This window comes from Nonomuraea fuscirosea (genome assembly GCF_035917475.1).
Classification (GTDB): domain Bacteria; phylum Actinomycetota; class Actinomycetes; order Streptosporangiales; family Streptosporangiaceae; genus Nonomuraea; species Nonomuraea fuscirosea.
In genome coordinates this window covers 8,594,771-8,614,127 of the sequence record NZ_CP109074.1, presented here as the reverse complement: position 1 = coordinate 8,614,127, position 19,357 = coordinate 8,594,771, and the positions used below count along the sequence as shown (strand labels likewise).

Below are 19,357 nucleotides of genomic sequence, written 5' to 3'. Positions count from 1 at the left end.
TCCCATGCCTACGACGACACATCCACGACTCGGCCGGCTGACCGGCACGCTGCGCCAGGCCGTCCGCACGGGCCGGGTGGTCACCACCGGGCCCGACTACGACGCCGGCCGGGCGATCTGGAACGGCGCCGTGACCGCCCGCCCCGGCGTCATCGTCCGGTGCGCCGACCCGGCCGAGGCGCAGGCCGCCGTGCTGGCCGCGCGGGAGAACGGGGTGCCGCTCTCCGTACGCGGCGGCGGCCACGACTGGGGCGGCAGGTCGCTGAGCGACGGCGGCCTGACCATCGACCTCACCGGCCTGCGCCGGGTGACGGTGGACGCCGGGGCGAAGGTCGCCGAGGTGTCCGGCGGGGCCACTGCGGCCGACGTCGTCCGTGCCGCCCAGCCCTTCGGCCTGACCGCCGCGACCGGCTCAGCCGGCTCCGTGGGCATGGCGGGCCTGACGCTCGGCGGCGGCTACGGGCCGCTCAGCGGCCGCTTCGGGCTCGCCCTGGACAACCTGCTCTCCGCCGACGTGGTGCTCGCCGACGGCTCCGTCGTCACCACCGATCATGAACGTGAGCCGGACCTGTTCTGGGCACTGCGCGGCGGCGGCGGGAACTTCGGCCTCGTCACCTCGATGCGGGTACGGCTGCACGAGGTGCCGACGCTGCTGTCCGGCATGGTGCTGTTCCCGTGGGAGCAGGCCGGAACCGTGCTGGCCGGGCTGCCGGACGTCCTGGACGGGAGTCCGGACGAGCTGACCGTGCAGTTCGGCGTCCTGGCAGGACCGGACGGCAAGCCGCTGGTGTTCCTCTCGCCGACCTGGAGCGGCGACGACGCGGCGGCGGGCGAACGCGCGCTGGCCCGGCTGGACACGCTCGGGACGCCCCTCGTCTCCCAGATCGCCCCGGGCACCATGCCCGAGCTGCTCGCGGGCATCGACGCGCAGTTCCCCTTCGGCCGGCACGTCGAGATCCGCCCCCGCTGGGTGCCGTCGCTGACCTCCGGCGTACGTGACGCGCTGAGCCTCGCGGGCTCCACCCTGACCTCGCCCTACTCGGCCGTGTCCGTGCACAGCCTGCACGGGGCCGCGGCCCGCGTACCCGTGACGGAGACGGCGTTCGGCAACCGCGACCCGCACCTGATGATCGAGGTCATCGCCCTCTGGGAGCCCGGCGACCCCCGTGCGGCGGAGCACCGCGCCTGGGCCGCCGGCCTGACCGGCGCCCTCGATCCCGACACGCTGCCCGGCGGTTACCCCAACCTGCTCGGGGAAGACGAGGTCGCACGGATCGCCCACGCCTACGGCCCGAACACCGAGCGGCTGCTGGCGGCCAAACGCCGGTACGACCCGGACCACGTGTTCCGCGCGATCCCGCTGCCGGACCCGTCCTGAGACCGTTAAGCAGCTCATATATCCAAGGGGTGGACAAATGAAGTTGAGAACGAGGCTGACGCGCTACACGATGATCGCCGGGATGTTCGGCGCGGCGACCATGCCGGCCGCCCCTCAGGCCATGGCCGCGGCGACGCCCACGAGCGCCGTCGGCAGCGCGGCCGAGACGGGCACGTCACGGGGCAGGCTCGGCCCGCTGACGGACGTGGTCATCGAGCGGATCCGGGTGAGCGACGACGTGGCGGCGGCCAAGTTCGGCACGGGCTCGCCCATCGAGGATCCCGTACGCGAGGAGCAGGTCCTGGAGCAGGTGCGGAAGCAGGCCGTCGCGGCCGAACTGGACCCGGACGCGGCGGTGGCGTTCTTCCGTGACCAGATCACCGCCAGCAAGGTCGTGCAGAAGGGGCTGTTCGCCCGCTGGACCGCGCATCCGCAGGAGGCGCCCACGACGCGCCCCGACCTCGGCCAGATCCGCGAGCGGCTCGACCGGCTGACCACGGACCTGCTCGCCGAGCTCAAGAACACCGAGCGGGTGCGGGACCAGCCCGTCGCCTGCGCGGTGCAACTGGGCCTGGCCACCGCGTCGGGGGCGGCCCGGGAACGGCTGGACCCGCTCCACCGCCGGGCGCTCAAGGCGGCCACACAGTCCGTGTGCCGCTCCGATGCGCCGGCCGGGCGCCGCTGACCGCCTCCGCCGGGCCTTACGCCCGCTCCGTAGCGTCGTCATGACTGTTTTCGCTGGTCAGGGGAACGTTCCGGAGGGTCGGATTCGCTGGGAGGGCCGGGGCCATGGAACACCTCCACCCGCGGGCCGCCCGCTTCGCACCGTGGGTGGCCGAGCATCTCAGGTGGTCCCATTGGTCCATCCGGGCACGGATGACGATGCTGGCCGCCGTGGTGGCGACGGTGCTGTGTGTGATCACGTCCGTGCTGATCCTCGATCACCGGCACGAGGAGAGGACGGCGCGCCGGCTCGGCCGCCTGTACGCGGCGAACCTGGAGCTGGCGCACCGCTTCGCACACCGGGACGCGCCGGAGGCCATCGACCTCGAGAACGTGCCCGCGATGCAGCTGGCCGCCGTCGCCGGGCAGGTGGTCTCGGCGAGCCCCCGGATGCGGGGCCAGCCGCGGATGGCCACGTTCTTGCCGCCGCGCCGATCCGCGGCCACCGATCGGCTCCAGTGCGACGTGCCCGGGTTCCCCCACCGGTGCGTGCTCGTCGCGGCGATGTGGGTCCCCGCCGCCGGCGGCGACCTGATCGCCTACAGCGCGCTGCCCGCCCCGCCGTGGTACGTCAGTGAGGCGCTGGTCGCGGAACTGGCGGCCGGGTCGGCGATCCTGCTGATCGTCATGATCGTCGGGACCTACTGGATCGTCGGCCGGACCCTGCGTCCGGTCGAGGTGATGGCCGCCGGGGTCGCCGCCGGCGATCCCGGTCACCGGGTGCCCGTGCCCGCCCACCACGACGAGATCCGCTACCTGGCCACCGTCGTCAACGACACCCTCGAACAGCAGGAGTCGGCCCTGCGCCGGGAGCGGCGCTTCGCCGCCGAGGCCTCCCACGACCTGCGCACCCCGATCGCCGGCGCCCGGCTGCGCCTGGAGGAGGCGCTGATGGACCCGGCCGCGGTCGACTGGCCGTCCCTGGCCAAGGACCTGCTCAACGACGTGGAACGGCAGCAGGCGATCGCCGAGGACATCCTCACCCTGGCCCGCCTGGACGCCGAACGGTCGTCGCAGCGCGAGCGCACCGACCTGGCCGACCTGGTCCGCTCGGAGCTCCGGCGCCGCCTGCCCGGCCGGGTGCCCGTGCACACCGACCTGCGGCCGGGGGTCTTCGTCGAGTGCGAACGGGTGCTGCTCGGCCGGCTGCTGACCAACCTGGTGAACAATGCCCAGCGCCACGCCGCCACCGCCGTCACCGTCGCCGTCAGGGCCGAGGACGGCACCGCCGTGCTGGCGGTCATGGACGACGGCACCGGCATCGCCTCAGAGCACCGCGAGATCGTCTTCGAACGCTTCGCCCGGCTCCCGGAATCCCGCGTCCTCGACCCCAAGGGCACCGGCCTGGGCCTGCCCATCTGCCGCGAGATCGCGCACGCTCACCAGGGCTCCCTGACCATCGAAGACTCCGCCCAGGGCGCCTGCCTGGTCCTGCGCATGCCACGAGCCGGCTGAGGACCTGCCGGAATCCGGCTGCGCCCGCCGGAGGGTCCTCGTTACCTACGGAAGAGGCCGAGGCCGAGTACTTCGTCGAGTGCGCGTGCGGCGAGGACCGGTTCGAGACGGCGGTCGGGTTCACGTTCTACGACGACACGCCGGACTCCGACGTCCGCTGGGTCAGCATCGCGGTCCGGTGCACGGACGACGGACTCATCGGCTGCCGCGCGGACTACAAGATCCGCTACGGGCCCTCCCACCACCTCGTCGACGCCGTCTGAAAGGCGGGCACCCGGGAAATTCCGCTGCAATTCACTTGCCCGCGACCGGGCGAGCCGCTGACACTCGTGCAGAGCGGGAGTCGGCGGGGGCCGGTCGGCGCGGACCGGCCGGGGGCGAGTGGAGGCGGCGACGCGACAGATCAGGTTCGTGGGACGTGAGCAGGAGCTCGCGCGGATCGAGGACCGGCTCGGCGCGGCCTCCGGCGGCGCGGGTCAGGTGCTGCTGCTGGCCGGGGAGCCGGGGGTGGGTAAGAGCCGGCTGGCGGAGCAGGCCGCGGCGGTGGCGGCGCGGCTGGGGATGCGGTGCTGCTGGGGGCGGGCCACCGACGAGGAGGGCAATCCGGCGTACTGGCCGTTCCGGCAGGTCCTGCGGGCGCTCGAACAGTCCGAAGGCGCTCAGGACGGGCCCGGAGGCGGTCAGGACCGGCCCGAGAGCGGTCGGGACCGGGCCGAAGGCGGTCGGGACCGGCCTACGGGGCTCGTCGTCCCGGACTTCGGCGCGATGAACGAGGCCGAGTCACGATTCCGGTTGTTCGAGGACGTGAGCGGATTGCTGGCGGCCGGGGCGGAGAAGGACGGGCTGTTGGTCGTCCTCGACGATCTGCACTGGGCGGACGAGGCGTCACTGCGGCTGCTGGTGTACCTGGCCAGGGGAGCGGCGGCGGCGCGGCTGGCGGTGCTGGCGATCTACCGCGACACCGAGATCGGCGAGCCGCTGCGGCGGACGCTGGCCGCGCTCGCCGGGGAGGCGTCGGTGACGCGGGTGCGGCTGACGGGACTGGCCGAGTCCGAGGTCGGTGACCTGCTGGCCGGCGTCACCGGCTGGCCGTCGCCGGAGCCGGTGGTCGGCGCGGTCAGCCGGCGTACGCGGGGCAATCCGTTCTTCGTCACCGAGCTGGCCCGGCTGCTGGGCGGCGAGCAGGGGGACGAGGCGGAGTTGCCGGCCGGGGTGCGCGACGCCGTACGCGGCCGCCTGGACCGGTTGTCGGCGTGGTGCGGTCAGGTGGTGTCGGCCGCGGCGGTGCTCGGGTCGGCGGTCGACCCGCCCGCTCTGGCCGCGGCGGCCGGGTGGGAGGTCGCGGAGGTGCTGGACGCGCTCGACGAAGCGGCGGCGGCCGGCATCCTCACCACCGCGCGGGACGCACGGGCGGGCGGGACGGGGAGCAGGTTCGGGCACGACCTGATCAGGGAGGCGGCCCGGCTGGAGGTGGGCACGGCACAGCGGCTCATCCTGCACCGGCGGATGGCGGAACACCTGATCGGGCGGGTCGACGCGGCCGACAGGACCAGCGAGGTGGCCTTCCACCTGCTGGAGTCGCTGCCCGCCGGCGATGCCGGCCTGGCCGTGGCGTGGGCCGAGCGGGCCGCGGAGCAGGCGATGGCGCAACTGGCGTGGGAGGAGGCGGCGGTCCTGTACGGGCGCGCGGTGGCCGTGGCGGGCGACGCGGCGCTGAGCGGGCCGGACCGGTGCCGGTTGCTGCTGGCCAGGGCCCGGGCGCAGGTCAGGGCGTACGACATGGTCGAGGCGCGCCGGTCACTGCTCGCGGCGGTCGACCTCGCGCGGGAGGCCGGCGACGCGCGGACCGTCGGCGAGGCGGCCATGATCATGGAGGGGGTCAGCGACTTCGTCTGGGACGACGTCGGCGCCGCGCTGTACGCCGAGGCGCTGGCGGGCATCCCCGAGCAGGACAGCGTGCTGCGGGCGCGGCTGCTGGCCCAGTACGCGGTGAGCCATGCGTGGAGCTCGCCCGGCGAAGCCGAGACCCGTTCCGCCGAAGCGCTGGCCATGGCCGAACGGGTCGGCGACCGGCGGGCCGTCAAGGAGGCGCTGCGGGCCAGGCAGCTCGCTCGCAGCGGCCCCGACGGCGTGACCGACCGGCTCGCCCTCGGGGACCGGATGCTCGCGATGGGAGAGGCCGACCGCGACGACGACGCGGTGCTGTGGGGCCGCCTGTGGCGGTTCGACGCGCTGGCCCAGCTGGGCCGCCTCGATCGGGCCGAGGCGGAGCTGGCCCCGATCGACGTGGTCGCCCGGCGGCTGCGCTCGCCGCTGACGCGCTGGCACGCGCTGCGCTGCAGGGCCGCGATGGCCCTGGCTCGCGGCCGGTTCGATGACGCGGTCGTGCTGGGGGAGCAGGCGCTGGAGTTGTCGCGGCGGGCCGGCCACGAGGGCGCCCTGGTGCCTTCGCACGCCTTTGCGATGATCCTGCGCACCCTGACGGGAAGCTCCGGCGAGCCGATCGACGCGCCGGATCCGGTGAACCCGGGCATCGTCGTGGTTCCCGCCGTCTGGGCGTTGTTCCTGGTGGCGGCGGGACGGCGGGAGGAGGCCGGGCGGATCTACCGGAGCCTGCCGCCGTTCACGTCGTCGGTGCCGCCCTTTCTGCTGGTGAGCGTGCTCGCCATGATCACCGAACTCGCCGCGGAGTTCGGCGACCGGGAGGCCGCCGCGCGGACGTACCCGGCGATGATGCCGTACGCCGATCTGTTCGCCTGCGGCGGAGCCGGGGTGATCACGATTAACGGCTCGATGCGGCTGCCGCTCGGCCGGGCCGCCGCCACGCTGGGGCGCCTCGACGACGCCGTACGCCACCTGCGTGCCGCCGCCGAGGTCAACGAACGGGCGGGCATGCCGCCGATGGCCGCCTTCGCCCGCTACGAACTGGCCCGTGCCCTGGCCAGGCGCCGGCGGCCGGGAGACCGGGACGAAGCGGTCGCGCTGGCCGAGTCGGCGGGCGCCACGGCCGGCGAGCTCGGCATGGCCCCGCTGCGGGCGTCCTGCGCGGAGCTGGCGCGATCGTTGTCCGGGCGGGTGGCCGGCCCGCTGACACGGCGCGAGGACGAGATCGCCGCGCTGGTGTCCCAGGGGCTGACCAGCCGGCAGATCGCCGCCGCCGCCCACATCGCCGAGCGGACGGTGGAGAACCACGTCCAGCACATCCTGGTCAAGCTCGGTTTCACCAACCGCGCCCAGATCGCCGCCTGGGTCGCCGCCGGCCGGCCGAGACGACCGGAGGGCGCCGGCTCGGAGTGAGCGCGGCGGCTCGCCGGAGGTGAGTACCGCACATGAGTAGTTGCCCCGACGTGGGCGACCGCCCGCGAGCCGCACCCTGGCGGCATGAACACCAGCTCCCCCCGGTCCGGCCGGCTCACCGTCCTGCGCGCCGCGTGGCTGTACGACGGTGTCTCCCCGGCCCTGACCCCCGATCCCGTCCTCCTGCTCGTCGGCGGCGTCATCGCGGCCGTCGGCCCGCCCGGCGGTGTGCCCGAGGGCGCCGACGTCGTCGACCTCGGCGCCGCCACGCTGCTGCCCGGCCTCATCGACACGCACGTTCACCTGGCCTTCGACGCGAGCGCGGATCCGGTGGGCAACCTCGCGGGCCGGGACGCCGCGGCCGCGCTCGCCGCCATGGCCGCCGCCGCCAGGCGGGCCGCCCGCGGCGGCGTGACGACGGTGCGCGATCTCGGTGACCGCGACTATCTGACCCTCGCGCTGCGCCGCGCCGCCGCGTCCGACCACTCGCTGCCGACGATCGTCGCGGCCGGCCCGCCGATCACCACGCCACGTGGGCACTGCCACTACCTGGGCGGCACGGCCGCCGGCGTGAGCGGGGTGACCGCGGCCGTACGCGAACGCGCCGAGCGCGGCGTCGACCTCGTCAAGATCATGGCCAGCGGGGGTCACCTGACCCCCGGCAGCCGTCCCGAGCTGCCCCAGTTCACCTCCGAGGAGTTGCGGGCCGCCGTGGTCGAGGCACACCGCCACGGCCTGCCGGTCACCGCCCACGCGCACGGCGTCCAAGCCGTCGCCGACGCGGTCGCGGCCGGCGTGGACGGCCTCGAACACGTCAGCTTCATGACCGCGGGCGGTGTCGATCCGGCGCCGGACGACCTGGTCAAGGCCATCGCGAGAAGCGGCATCGCCCTCGGGATCACGCTCGGCGCCGTCCCGGTGGAGGGAGCCGGGCTGCCACCCGCGATCGCCGCCGCGATGCCGGCGCTGATGGCCAACGCCCGCCGGCTGCACCGGGCGGGCGCCAGGATCGTCGCGGGGACCGACGCGGGCATCGCCCCGATCAAGCCGCCCGACGTCCTGCGCTGGGCCGTCGGCGAGCTTCCCGGCATCGGCCTGACCAGCGCCGAGGCGTTGCACGCCGCCACCCGCCTGGCCGCGGAAGTGTGCGGGCTGGGGGAGCGCAAGGGCCGGCTCGCCCCCGGGTACGACGCCGACATCCTGGCCGTCGACGGTGACCCGCTGCGTGACCTCGCGGCGCTGCACCGCATCCGCGCCGTCTACGTCCGGGGCGAACGCCTCGGCGCCTTCCGCGAGAAGAGGTGAGGAATCATGGACATCGTCCTCGGGATATTCGTGCTGGCCGGGATCGTGGCCGCGGTGATGGCGTTCCTGGACTCGGACGTGCCCTGGCGCGGCGGTCCGCCGCCGGGTGAGGCGGGGATCCGGGCGGCCGTCCCGACCTTCCGGGTGGTGGCGCTGGGTCTGCCGGGCTCGGGCAAGACGCTGCTGCTGGCCAGCATGTACAACGAGCTGCAGACGCCGTCGCGGCAGAGCTACTACCTGTCGGCGGCGGAGGGTGACGTGGCCAGGCTGACCGGCTGGTTCGCGCAGATGGCCGACACCACGCGGGCCGATCAGTGGCCGCGGGGCACGTTCACCAGCGAGACCCGGCACTTCTCCTTCGGGGTCAGGGCCAGGGCCGGGGACACGGTGCACGAGGTGCTCCGCCTGGACCTGCTGGAGTACGCCGGCGAGCTGCTCACCGACGCCGCCGAGACCGACTCCGGCCGGCGTACGGAGCTGTTCGACCAGGTCCGTTCGGCGCACGCGCTGCTCGGCATCATCGACGGCGGCCGTATCCGCCAGCACCTGGACGGCGACCCGCAGGGCTGGACCGAGCTGCACCGCACCCTGAACATCCTCGTCCCGCACCTGATCGGCGCGAGCTGCCCGGTCAGCTTCGTGGTCACCAAATGGGACCTGCTGGCACACCTGCACGAGGACGAGAACACCCGGCTGGCCCTCGTGCGCGACCTGCTGATGTCCAACGAGCACTTCCGCACCCTGGTCCGGCTGCACAGCGACCGGCGCGTGGTCCGGCTCATCCCGGTCAGCGCCGTCGGGCCGGGCTTTGCCTCGGTGGACGCCTCCGGGCACGTGGTGAAGAACCGCAGTGCCCAGGCCAGGCCCGCCTACGTCGACGTCCCGCTCTCGGCCGTGGTCCCGGACCTGTTCGACCAGGCCGAGATGGGCCTGGACGCCACACTGCGCGCGGCACTCCGCGAAGAAGCCCGCCACCACCTCTGGCGAGCCCCGCTGGAACGCCTCCGCACAGCGGCCATGCTGACCCTCCAGACCTCGGGACGCGCCCTGCTGCACGCCCTCGGCTCACCTGCGGCGGCCGTCGCCGGGGACGTGCTCATGGGGATGTTCCTGGACTCCCGCGCCATGATCGCCGGACTGGGGCGGCCGGGCGCCGGAGCGCAGGCGGGCGAGGCGGAGCGGCGGATCGATGAGTTCGTCCGCGTCCGGCGGCAGGTGCTGCAGGACATGCGCGCCAAGCCGGCCATGCTGGAAGGCCGGCTGCCCAGCTCCCGCCTGCCGGAGCGCTGACCATGGACGCCCACGGATGGCCGAAGACGACGGACGCCCACGGATGGCCGTTCCTGATCGCCCGCGGGCACCGCGCCGGCTACCGCACCCTCCTGGCGCCCGCGCCGCTCCTCGCCGTCGGCGACCACACCGTGCTCGCCGACCACGTCGAGCCCGGCGCGGTGCCGGACCGGCCCGGCGTCGTCGAGCTGACCACCCCTTCCGGGCGGCCGATCAGCGTCGTCCACGCCACCCACCAGGTATCCGCGGCCGACCTCCGCCAGGCCGACGCCCCCAGAGACGAGCACGGCCGCCCCCTGCACCTCCTCTACGGATTCGTCTGCCCCCACGCCCGCACCGTCACCCCCGCCGAAGCCGACCTCCGCACAGCGTTGACCACCGCCCTGGCCGTCTACCGGACGTTCCTGGCGAACGAGAACGGCTTCGCCACCGAAGCGGCGAAGCCGTTCCTCTTGCGATCCACGGTCGAAACGACCACCCCCGGGCGGCACAGGACCGTGGCCCGCATCGCGGTGGTGGCGGCCCTGCTCGTCGCGCTGCTCGCGGCCCTGCGCTGGGTGGGGGGCCCGGAGGAGCCCTCGCCGCCCGGGCCCGCCCCCACCGTGCCCGCCGACACCAAGCCCTGCCCTTCCGGGCTGGGGCTAACGGGTGATGTCGAGCCGGTCGAGGTTGAGGAAGTTCGACCCCATCTCCAGCTGGATCGTGTTGTACCCCCGCGACAGGTTCACGCCCAGCACGGACGTGTTCCACGTGCCCCAGCCGCCGGTGGAGGCGAACGGCTGGCCGGCGGCGACCTGGGCGCCGTTCACCAGCACCCGGCGGGTGGCGTCGCCCGCGCCGGCGGCGTAGCGGAAGCGCAGCTGGTGCGCCCCGGCGGAGGCCACGTTGACGTGGAACGTGAGCGTCTGTCCTGAGGTGTTCCAGCCGGCGAGGTAGCCGCGGCCGCTGAAGCCGGGCTGGCCGCTCTCGGCGCCGATGCCGGACGGCCGCGCGTTCTCGGCCTCGTAGACGCCGTTCTCCGGCTGGAGCCCGGCGTTGCCGTCCGGCTGGACGATCTGCAGCGTGCTGACGGCGGCGGCCGCGGTCAGGCTCTGCAGGTACGTGCCGGGCGCCGGGGCCGACCAGTCCGGGCCCACGAGGTTGTCGGACGTGCGGCGGTGCTGCCACGCCTGGGTGGCGTTGCGCTGCAGGAACGGCAGGTACTGGCGCTGGCCGTGCTCGGTGACGAGCGTGTTGAGCCCGCGGATCAGCCGCGCCTTGAAGCCGCCGCCGTCATTGACGCCCTCGTGCAGCACCGTGCCGCCGTTGGTCAGGTTGGCGGTCGCCCAGTCGGCCGCCGCGCGGGCGTCGGCCAGGTAGGAGGCCGTCCCGGTGACCTTGTTCAGCGCGGCGGCGGCGCTGATGTAGGTCCCGAAGTTGTAGGTGAAGTCCCATTTGACCAGGGTGCCGGAGCCCTCCAGGTGGTCGTAGACGTGCCCCGACTCCTGGAGGTTCGCCTTGATCCAGTCGAACAGGCTCCGCGCCCGGGTCAGGTAGCTCGCGTCGCCGGTGGCCGTGTAGAGCTTGGTGGCGGTGAGCACGGCCGGGGCGTTGGTGGCCACGTTCTTCTGGTTCCGCGTGTTGTTCTGCCACCAGATGCCGCCGCCGTACGTGGAGTCCTGCTCGGCCCAGATACGGTCGAACAACGACCGCGCCCGGTCCAGGTACGTGGTGTTCCCGGTGATCTCGTACGCTCGCGCACTGGCCAGCGCCCACCAGCCCAGGTCGTCGTTGAAGTCGTTCTCGAACGTCGGGTAGGAGGCGAGGAAGCCGGCGTACACGTCGTCGATCATCCTGCGGTACGTGGCGCTGCCGGTGCGCTGGTAGGCGTCCATCACCAGCTCCCACAGCTGGGCCTCCCACCAGAAGTCGGTGTAGCGGCCGTTCTCGGGGCCGTGCGCGTGCTCGTGGATCTGCCGGTCGCTGTTGGTGTAGAAGTACTTCTTCGCCGGGTCCCAGAAGGTCGCGACGAAGGCCGACATGGCGGCGTCGGCGTCGGCGGGGACGTGGGCCGGGTTGCGGCCCGCGGCGGGAACGGCGGCGTGGGCCGGCTGGATCGGCTGGAGGAAGGCCGCCGACAACAGAACACCGGCGGCCGCGACGCGTAACTTCATCGAGTGCTTCCTTAGTTGAGGTTGTTGTCCTTCAACACCCGGTCACCCTGCTGCTGCGCCTGGGTGAGGGCCTTCTGCGCGTCGGCCTTGCCCTCCAGGAAGAGCTGCAGGTTCGGGATGACGGCCTCCTCCTCCATCGGCGCGTAGCCGGCGCAGGCGGGGCGGGTCTTGGCGAACTTGAGCGTGTCGAGGATCGGCTTCCAGAACGGGTCGCCGGAGAAGAACGGATCCTCCGAGGCCTGGACGTTGCCGGGGATGTTCAAGCTGGTCTTGGCCCACAACATGGCGTTGTCCTTCTCGGCCGTCCACCACTTGGCGAACTCCCAGGCCGCGTCCTTCTGCTTGGCCGCGCGCGGGATCACCAGGCCGAAGCCGCCCATGAGGCTGGCGTTGCCGCCCTGCGGCCCGCTCGGCGGCGGCACGATGCCGAAGTCGAGGTCCTTGCCGTACTTCTTGTACGTGGTGATGTTCCACGGCCCGGTGAGGATCATGGACACCTTGCCGGTGGCGAACGCGTCGGTGCCCTCGCCGAGGCCCTTCTCGAAGCCGCTCTGGTAGACGCCCGCCTTGATCATGCGGTTCCACAGGTCGAGCGTCTGCAGGCCCTGCGGGCTGTTGAAGGCGGTGCGCGAGCAGTCGTCGGTGACCATCTGGCCGCCGGCCTGGGCCAGGTACATGCTGAACAGGCCGGCGTCGTCCATGGACAGGCCGGCGCGGACGAGCTTGCCGCCCTCGCGCTTGGTCAGCTTCACCGCGGCCTGCTCCAGCTCGGCCCAGGTCTTCGGCGGTTCGACGCCGGCCGCCTTGAGGTGGGCCTTGTTGTAGAACAGGGCGCGGGCGTCGACCGTGAGCGGCAGCCCGTACAGCTTGCCGTCGTGGGTGAGCTCGCGCACGGCCTCGCCGTAGAAGCGGTCGGTCGGGATGTCGTCCTTCTTGAGCCGCTCGTCGAGCGGTTCGAGCACGTTCTTGGGCGCGTAGCTCGCGGTCCGCCAGCGGTCCCAGAACATGACGTCGGGGGCCTGACCGGAGGTGGAGGCGGTGAGGAACTTGGTGAGCATGTCCTCCTGGACGACGTACTCGACCTGGATATTGGGGTGGGTCTTGTTGAAGGCCGCGGTCATCGTCCTGAACTGCTGCTCGCCCTCTCCGGACCAGTCGCCCCAGAACTTCAGCCGCACCACCCCGTCCGCGGACGAGGAGGAGGACGAACCGGAGGAGGCGCAACCAGTGGTGATCACCGTGGCGACGGCGAGGGCGGCGGCTGCCAGCCGCCTGGTCAGGGTCGCGTGCATCGGCGGCTCACTTCCTTTCGTGAAGACATGTCATTGGAGGCCGGAGCCGGTGAAGGCCAGCCCCCGGGTGAGGTAGCGCTGCGCGAAGGCGAACAGCAGCAGGGTGGGCGCCATGGCGACGATCGATCCGGCCATGAGCGGCCCGTAGTCGGTCTGCTTGTTGAAGGAGAAGGCGGCCAGGCTCATCTGGATCGTGTTCATGTCGGGGTCGTTCAGCACGATCAGCGGCCAGAGGAAGCCGTTCCAGCCCGCGACGAACGTGAAGACCGCGAGCGTGGCCAGGGCGGGACGGCACAGGGGCAGGTAGATCTTCCAGAAGATGCGGAACTCGGGGCAGCCGTCCACCCGGGCCGCCTCGCCGAGGTCCTTCGGCAGGGCCAGGAAGAACTGCCGCATCATGAACACGGAGAACGCGCCGACCGCGCCGGGCAGGATGACCGCCCAGTACGTGTTCAGCAGCCCGACGCCGCCCTGGCCGGTGAGGTCGTTGCCGCCGACCAGCGGCATGCTGCGGACGATGATGAACGACGGCACCAGCGTCACCACGGCGGGCACCATCATCGAGCCCAGCAGCAGCCGGAACAGCACCCGGCTGCCCCGGAACGGCAGCCGCGCGAAGGCGTACCCGGCCAGCGACCCGAGCATCAGATTGGTGACCACCCCCGCCACGGCCAGCAGCATCGAGTTGGCGAAGTGCCGCGCGAACGGCACGGTGGTGAACGCCGACCAGTAGTGCTCGAAGGTGATCGAGCTCGGCAGCCACTTGATCGGCAGCGCGATGATCTCGTCGTCGGGCTTGAGCGAGGTGCTGAGCGACCACAGGAACGGCAGCAGCATGAACAGTCCGACGACGGTGAGTACGCCATAGAACAGGGCGATCCTGATCCGCCTGGTCATGTCTCGTCACTCCGGTTGATCCGCATGTTGATCACGGTGACGGCCACGATGATGAGGAACAGCGTGAACGCCTGCGCCGAGGCGTAGCCCATCTGCAGCCGGTTGAAGGCGGTCTCGTAGATCTGGTAGACGGGCGTCAGCGTCGAGTTGCCCGGACCGCCCTTGGTCATCACGTACGCCTGGTCGAAGAGCTGGAAGGCGCCGATCAGCGACAGTGTCGTGACGAACAGCGTGGTCAGCCGCAGCTGCGGCCAGGTGACGTGGGCGAACGTCGCCCAGCGCCCGGCCCCGTCCAGGGCGGCGGCCTCGTACAGGTGCGTGGGGATGTTCTGCAGGCCCGCCAGGTAGATCAGCATGTTGGAGCCGACCCCCTGCCACAGCGTGACCAGCACGATCGACACCATGGCCGTGCTGCTGTCGCCCACCCACGCCGGGCCGGGGATGCCGAAGAAGCCGAGGATCTCGTTGATCGGCCCGTAGTGGCTGTTGAGCATCCAGGTCCACACCGTCGCCGCGGCCACCGGCGAGGTCACCACGGGGATGTAGTAGATGGTGCGGAAGACGCTCATCGCCGGCAACTTGCTGTTGAGCGCCACCGCCAGCAGCAGCGAGGCGGCGATCATCACCGGGACGAACATCGCGCAGTACAGCAGGATGTTCTTCAGCGTGGTGAAGAAGGTGGCGTCCTCCAGCAGCCTGGCGTAGTTCTGCAGGCCGGTCCACTGCGGCGGGGTGAAGACGTCGTACGAGGTGAAGCTCAGGCCGAGCGCGCCGGCCACGGGCAGCACGGTGAAGATGAGGAACAGCACCATCGGCGGCGTGGCGAACAGCACCCCGGCCCGCGCCTGGTGCCGCGACATCCGGGACCGCCGCTGTTTCGCGTGGCCGGGTGAGGCCCGGCCGACCGCGGGCGGGCCGGCCAGCATCTGGGTCATGTCAGCGCCACCTCCATGGCGAACTGCGCGTACAGGCTGTTGGCCCAGCCGAACCAGGGGCGGGTGAAGACGCCGGGGTCGTCGGGGTCCAGGCTCTCGTGCATGTATCCGGTGCCGGCCGTGGTGGCGGCCAGCATGTCCAGCAGTTCGGCCCGCTCGGCCGGGTCGGTGCTGGTGAGGCCCTGCATGGCGAGGGACATCGGCCAGATGTGGCCGGGCTCGGTGTGCGGGCTGCCCACGCCCCGGGCGTGCTTGCCCGAGCTGTAGTGCGGGTTGCCCGGGCTGAGCACGAAGGCCCGGGTGCCGCGGTACGTCGGATCCGTGGCCGGCCGGTATCCCAGGTAGGGGATGGACAGCAGGCTCGGGACGTTCGCGTCGTCCATGAGCAGGTGGTTGCCGAGCCCGTCGGTCTCGTACGCGTACACGGGCCCGTGCTCGGGATGGTCGACGACCGCGTACCGCCTGATGCCCTCCTCGATCTCGGCGCGCAGCGCGGCGGCGTCGCCGGCCAGGGCCGTGTCGGCGTAGAAGTCGCGGGCGAACGCGGCCACGTGGCCGAGCACGACGACCGCGAACATGTTGGCCGGGACGAGGAAGCCGTAGGTGCAGGCGTCGTCGCTGGGCCGGAACGCCGAGCGGACCATGCCGGTGTACCCGCATTCAGGCCCGCGCCCCTCGTTGACCAGCGTGTCCGTGGGCTGCTGGGGGTGCGGGCGGACGAAGCTGTACGGCGAGGACTCGGGGCGCTGCTCGGCCCGCATGGTCGCCACGGCCACGGTGAGCATGCGGTGCACGGCCTCGTCGAACACCTCGGCGTCGCCGGTGACCGTCCAGTAGAGGTGCAGCAGCCGCAGCGGATGGCACAGGGAGTCGAGCTCCCACTTGCGCTCCCAGACCCAGGGGGTGAGCCGGGTCCGGTCGTCCTGGTGACCCATGCCGTCGGGGCCCTCGTTGAACGCGTTGGCGTACGGGTCGAGGGCGACGTACCGTGCGTGGCGGCGGATCACACCGCGGATCATGGCGCGCAGGTCGTCGTCGGCGGCGGCGTGGCGGACGTACGGCTCGATCTGGGCCGCGGAGTCGCGCAGCCACATGGCCGGGATGTCGCCGGTCAGCACGAACGTGGTCCCGTCCGGCAGCCGCCTGACCGTGGTCTCCAGCGTGTTGAGGAAGCACTGCTCGAACATGGCGGCGGCCTCGGGGAACCGGGGCTCCAGGTGTGTTCGTACGCGGTCGGCCACGTCGTGCAGCACAGTTGGGACAGCGTTCACGCGTTTCCCTTCATGAGGTGCGCGAGATGTCATCTGAGGGAAACGTAGGAACCAAGTTGTCATAAGTCAATATGTTTCGATGGTTCAATTCATGAGATGATATATACCTAGACGTGCTGACATACCAAGCTATGAAGGGGAAGAGTGGCAGCGAGAGGCCCGCTCCTGTACGAGCGGATCATTGATTACCTCCTGGACGAGGTCCGGCGGGGCGCACTGACCCCCGGTGACCGCGTCCCCTCGGAGATGGAGCTGGCCGAGCGGTTCGAGGTCAGCCGGATCACCTCGAAGAAGGCGCTGGAGATCCTCCGGCAGGCCGGCGTCGTGCACCGGGTCCGCGGCAAGGGCTCGTTCGTGGCCACGGAGCTGCCCGACCTCGACTCCCTGGCGCTCTCCCCGGTCCGCGCGGCGGCGGAGGGCGAGCGGGTGCCCGGCACGATCGCGATGATCTATCCGGACGCGTCCGAGGCGTACGGGCTCGAACTGCTCTGCGCGGTCGAGGAGCGCTGTGCGGAGCGCGGCATCACCCTGGTGATCAAGCGCACCCGGGGCAGCCAGGAAGAGGAGGAGAAGGCCATCGAGTCGATGGTCGACGCCGGGCTGGCCGAGGGCCTGATCGTCTTCCCCGTGCACGGCGAGTACTACAACGCCGGCCTGCTCCGCACCATCCTCGACGGCTATCCGCTCGTCCTCGTGGACCGCTACCTCGCCGGCATCCAGGTGTGCGCCGTGCACACCGACAACGTCGCCGCCGCGCGCGCCCTGACCGAGCGCCTGTTCGACCAGGGGCACCGGCACATCGCGTTCGTGTCCCCGCCGCCGGAGAACACCTCCAGCATCGAGGAGCGGCTGGAGGGCTTCCGCGCCGCCTTCACGGGGCGCGGCCTGTCCCTCGACTTCGCGCACCAGCTGACCGACCTGTCCAGCACGCTGCCGGGCGCCTTCACCCCCGACAACGTACGGGCCGACGTCGAACGCATCCGCGCCTTCCAGGCCCGCGAGCCCGAGGTGACCGCGTTCGTGGTGTGCGAGTACAACCTGGCGCGCGTCATGGGCCGGGCCATCGCCGGGACGGAGCCGCGGCCGCTCATCGCCTGCTTCGACTCACCCCTCGACCCGGTCGCCGGGCCGCACTTCCTGCACGTCCGGCAGGGGCAGCGGGAGATGGGCCGGCAGGCGGTCGACCTGCTGCTCGCCCAGATGCGCGGCGAGCCCGTACCACCACGCTCCATCATCCCGTTCTCGATCGTCGACCCCGAGAAGACCTGACCCCCGGACAAGAGCCGGCCCACGCCCCCGAGACCACCTGAGCACGGAGGACCCACCCTTGTCGCTGCCCGACCTCTGGAACGACCGCGCCGACCTGGCTCAGCGCAGCCTCGACCACTACTTCGCCGCCCCCGGTGACCAGCTCTTCGACAACTGGCACCCGCTGGAGTCCGGCGACAACGACACCTTCAACTACTGGTGGCTCGCGCACGCCATGGACGTGCGCATCGACGCCCACCGCCGGACCGGCGACCCGGCCCGGCTCGACCAGGCCGCGGCGATCCTCGCGGGCATCCGCCGCCGCAACGGCGGGGCGCTGTTCAACGACTACTTCGACGACATGCTCTGGCTCGCGCTCGCGACCCTGCGCCTGGCCGAGGCCACCGGCTCGGCCGACCTGCGCGACCACGCCGTCGTGATCTGGCAGCATGTGCTCGACAACGGCTGGAACGATCACGAGGGCGGCGGCATCGCCTGGCGCGTCCAGCAGCCGTACTACAAGAACACCCCGGCCAACGCGCCCTTCGTCATCCTGTCCGCCCGCCTGCACCGCGTCACCGGCGACCCCCGCCACCTGGAGTGGGCGACCCGGACGATGGACTGGCTGGAGGGCGCCCTGGTGCGTCCGGACGGCTTCGTCGAGGACGGCGTCAACCGCCAGGAGGACCACGCCATCGACCTGCACTGGCGCTTCACCTACAACCAGGGCCTGTACGTCGGGGCGTGCGTCGAGCTGGCCCGGGCCCTCGGCCGCGAGGACTACCTGTCCCGCGCCACCCGCACGGCCCGCACCGCCATCACCGAGCTGACCTCGGACGGCGTCTTCGCCCACGAGGGCGACGGCGGCGACGAGGGCTTGTTCAAGGGCATCTATTACCGGTACGCCCACCGCCTGCTGGAGGTCCAGGACGTGCCGGAGGTCCGCGACTTCCTGCTGGACAGCACAGAACGGCTCTGGAAGTCGTCCGTGCGCGACGGCCTGCTCCTGGCCGGGTCGAACTGGAACCACCCGCCGGGCCCGAAGGTCTCCCTGTCGGCCCAGCTCAGCGCGGTGATGGCCACCGAAGCCTGCGCCGCCCTCACCACCGGCTGACTCACTGCGGCGCCGGCACCGGGAACGTCACCCGGGTGAGGTCCTCCGACACGGTCCACAGGCGCCGCTGGACGGCCTGGTCGTGGGAGCCGGGGCTGGAGGTGACCAGTTTCGGGTAGCCGGTGATCTCCCCGCGGTTGCCGGGGCCGTAGTACTGGCCGCCGGTGACGGCCGGGTCGGTGGCGGCGCGCAGGGTGGGCAGGGCGCCCATGTCGGCGTTCTGGGTGAGCAGCGGCGCGAGCCAGGTGAGGGGCAGGCGGAACGCGGCGGGCGTGTAACGGGCGAGTTCGGTGTTGGACACGCCGGGATGCGCGGCCACCGCGATCGTGGTGCCGTGCGGGGCGAGCCGCCGCTGCAGTTCGTACGTGAACATCAGGTTGGCGAGCTTGGACTGGCCGTAGGCGGCGGTGCGGCTGTACGAGCGCTCCCACTGCAGGTCGTCGAAGTGGATGGCGGCCCTGATGCGGTGGCCGGTGCTGCTGACCGTCACGACGCGCGAGCCGGGCACCGGCAGCAGCCGGTCCAGCAGCAGGCCGGTGAGGGCGAAGTGGCCGAGGTGGTTGGTGCCGAACTGCAGCTCGAACCCGTCGGCGGTGGTCTGCCGCGGGGTGTACATCACGCCCGCGTTGTTGACGAGCAGGTCGATGCGCGGGTGGGCGGCGCGCAGATCGGCCGCCGCGGTCCGGATCGAGTCCAGTGAGGTCAGGTCGAGGGCCTGGACGGCGACGTCGCCGTCGATGCGGCCGGCCGCCTCCTTGCCCTTCTCGACGTCGCGGACGGCCATGACCACCGTGGCCCCGCGTTCGGCCAGCATCCGGGCGGTCTCGAAGCCCAGCCCGGTGTTGGCGCCGGTCACGATCGCCACCCGGCCGCGCTGGTCGGGGATGTGCTGCTCGGTCCACTTCTCGCTCATGAGGCCCTCCTAAGGAACCGTCGGTCTCTTATGGATGAACATAAGAGACCGCTGGTCTCCTGTCAAGAGACCGGCGGTCTTTAAGC

The 19,357-nt window shown here is 72.0% G+C and carries 15 protein-coding genes; 8 read left to right on the top strand and 7 right to left on the bottom strand.

Annotated elements, in window-relative coordinates:
- Window positions 1-4 precede the first annotated feature (4 nt).
- From OIE67_RS39200 to OIE67_RS39175, 6 genes are all read left to right on the top strand, one after another.
- Entirely contained in the window at window positions 5-1,378 is a 1,374-nt protein-coding gene (locus OIE67_RS39200; protein WP_326629997.1) for an FAD-binding oxidoreductase, read from the top strand.
- 37 nt (window positions 1,379-1,415) lie between these two features.
- Window positions 1,416-2,063, top strand: coding sequence for a chorismate mutase (locus tag OIE67_RS39195; protein ID WP_326629995.1), 648 nt, complete (start codon window positions 1,416-1,418; stop codon window positions 2,061-2,063).
- Between the two features lie 191 nt (window positions 2,064-2,254).
- Complete coding sequence (locus OIE67_RS39190) at window positions 2,255-3,556, top strand: sensor histidine kinase (protein WP_326629994.1); 1,302 nt, start codon at window positions 2,255-2,257, stop codon at window positions 3,554-3,556.
- Window positions 3,557-3,967: 411 nt separating this feature from the next.
- A complete protein-coding gene (locus OIE67_RS39185; protein WP_326629993.1) occupies window positions 3,968-6,853 on the top strand; it encodes an ATP-binding protein in 2,886 nt (961 codons plus the stop codon).
- An 84-nt stretch (window positions 6,854-6,937) separates the two neighbouring features.
- Window positions 6,938-8,158: an amidohydrolase family protein gene (locus OIE67_RS39180; protein ID WP_326629992.1), complete on the top strand. Its 1,221-nt coding sequence runs from the start codon at window positions 6,938-6,940 to the stop codon at window positions 8,156-8,158.
- Window positions 8,159-8,164: 6 nt separating this feature from the next.
- Window positions 8,165-9,448 carry a TRAFAC clade GTPase domain-containing protein gene (locus OIE67_RS39175; RefSeq protein ID WP_326629991.1) on the top strand — a complete coding sequence of 428 codons (1,284 nt, stop codon included), beginning with the start codon at window positions 8,165-8,167 and terminating at the stop codon, window positions 9,446-9,448.
- Between the two features lie 391 nt (window positions 9,449-9,839).
- On the opposite strand, the gene OIE67_RS39170 is transcribed toward OIE67_RS39175, so the two are convergent.
- Genes OIE67_RS39170 through OIE67_RS39145 form a run of 6 tightly spaced genes read right to left on the bottom strand, consistent with a single transcriptional unit; the run spans window position 9,840 to window position 15,996 of the window.
- On the bottom strand, window positions 9,840-10,064 hold the full coding sequence (locus tag OIE67_RS39170; protein WP_326629989.1) for a hypothetical protein: 225 nt from the start codon (window positions 10,062-10,064) through the stop codon (window positions 9,840-9,842).
- A gap of 25 nt (window positions 10,065-10,089) precedes the next feature.
- On the bottom strand, window positions 10,090-11,601 hold the full coding sequence (locus OIE67_RS39165) for a glycoside hydrolase family 76 protein (protein ID WP_326629987.1): 1,512 nt from the start codon (window positions 11,599-11,601) through the stop codon (window positions 10,090-10,092).
- Window positions 11,602-11,612: 11 nt separating this feature from the next.
- Window positions 11,613-12,893, bottom strand: coding sequence for an ABC transporter substrate-binding protein (locus OIE67_RS39160; RefSeq protein WP_326629984.1), 1,281 nt, complete (start codon window positions 12,891-12,893; stop codon window positions 11,613-11,615).
- 30 nt (window positions 12,894-12,923) lie between these two features.
- Window positions 12,924-13,790, bottom strand: coding sequence for a carbohydrate ABC transporter permease (locus tag OIE67_RS39155; RefSeq protein ID WP_106236963.1), 867 nt, complete (start codon window positions 13,788-13,790; stop codon window positions 12,924-12,926).
- Window positions 13,787-14,725 (bottom strand): carbohydrate ABC transporter permease, encoded by a 939-nt coding sequence (locus OIE67_RS39150; protein WP_326629980.1) that lies wholly within the window; start codon window positions 14,723-14,725, stop codon window positions 13,787-13,789. The genes OIE67_RS39155 and OIE67_RS39150 overlap by 4 nt, the downstream gene beginning before the upstream one ends.
- The gene (locus OIE67_RS39145; protein WP_326629978.1) at window positions 14,722-15,996 is read right to left on the bottom strand and encodes a glycoside hydrolase family 125 protein; all 1,275 of its coding nucleotides are present in this window, start codon (window positions 15,994-15,996) and stop codon (window positions 14,722-14,724) included. The genes OIE67_RS39150 and OIE67_RS39145 overlap by 4 nt, the downstream gene beginning before the upstream one ends.
- Window positions 15,997-16,140: 144 nt before the next feature.
- On the opposite strand from OIE67_RS39145, the gene OIE67_RS39140 reads away from it, so the two are divergent.
- Together OIE67_RS39140 and OIE67_RS39135 are read left to right on the top strand one after the other, a co-directional pair.
- Window positions 16,141-17,265, top strand: a complete 1,125-nt coding sequence (locus OIE67_RS39140; RefSeq protein WP_326629976.1) for a GntR family transcriptional regulator — start codon at window positions 16,141-16,143, stop codon at window positions 17,263-17,265.
- A gap of 58 nt (window positions 17,266-17,323) precedes the next feature.
- The gene (locus OIE67_RS39135) at window positions 17,324-18,358 is read left to right on the top strand and encodes a glycoside hydrolase family 76 protein (protein ID WP_326629972.1); all 1,035 of its coding nucleotides are present in this window, start codon (window positions 17,324-17,326) and stop codon (window positions 18,356-18,358) included.
- Window position 18,359: 1 nt separating this feature from the next.
- On the opposite strand, the gene OIE67_RS39130 is transcribed toward OIE67_RS39135, so the two are convergent.
- Window positions 18,360-19,271, bottom strand: coding sequence for an SDR family NAD(P)-dependent oxidoreductase (locus OIE67_RS39130; RefSeq protein ID WP_326629970.1), 912 nt, complete (start codon window positions 19,269-19,271; stop codon window positions 18,360-18,362).
- Window positions 19,272-19,357: the final 86 nt, after the last annotated feature.

What these genes read in the sequence shown, in the direction of transcription:
- OIE67_RS39155 (WP_106236963.1), bottom strand. Translation starts at nt 13,790, where the DNA reads ATGACCAGGCGGATCAGGATCGCCCTGTTCTATGGCGTACTCACCGTC.
- OIE67_RS39175 (WP_326629991.1), top strand. Translation starts at nt 8,165, where the DNA reads ATGGACATCGTCCTCGGGATATTCGTGCTGGCCGGGATCGTGGCCGCG.
- OIE67_RS39190 (WP_326629994.1), top strand. Translation starts at nt 2,255, where the DNA reads ATGACGATGCTGGCCGCCGTGGTGGCGACGGTGCTGTGTGTGATCACG.
- OIE67_RS39130 (WP_326629970.1), bottom strand. Translation starts at nt 19,271, where the DNA reads ATGAGCGAGAAGTGGACCGAGCAGCACATCCCCGACCAGCGCGGCCGG.
- OIE67_RS39180 (WP_326629992.1), top strand. Translation starts at nt 6,938, where the DNA reads ATGAACACCAGCTCCCCCCGGTCCGGCCGGCTCACCGTCCTGCGCGCC.
- OIE67_RS39195 (WP_326629995.1), top strand. Translation starts at nt 1,416, where the DNA reads ATGAAGTTGAGAACGAGGCTGACGCGCTACACGATGATCGCCGGGATG.
- OIE67_RS39200 (WP_326629997.1), top strand. Translation starts at nt 5, where the DNA reads ATGCCTACGACGACACATCCACGACTCGGCCGGCTGACCGGCACGCTG.
- OIE67_RS39160 (WP_326629984.1), bottom strand. Translation starts at nt 12,893, where the DNA reads ATGCACGCGACCCTGACCAGGCGGCTGGCAGCCGCCGCCCTCGCCGTC.
- OIE67_RS39150 (WP_326629980.1), bottom strand. Translation starts at nt 14,725, where the DNA reads ATGACCCAGATGCTGGCCGGCCCGCCCGCGGTCGGCCGGGCCTCACCC.
- OIE67_RS39165 (WP_326629987.1), bottom strand. Translation starts at nt 11,601, where the DNA reads ATGAAGTTACGCGTCGCGGCCGCCGGTGTTCTGTTGTCGGCGGCCTTC.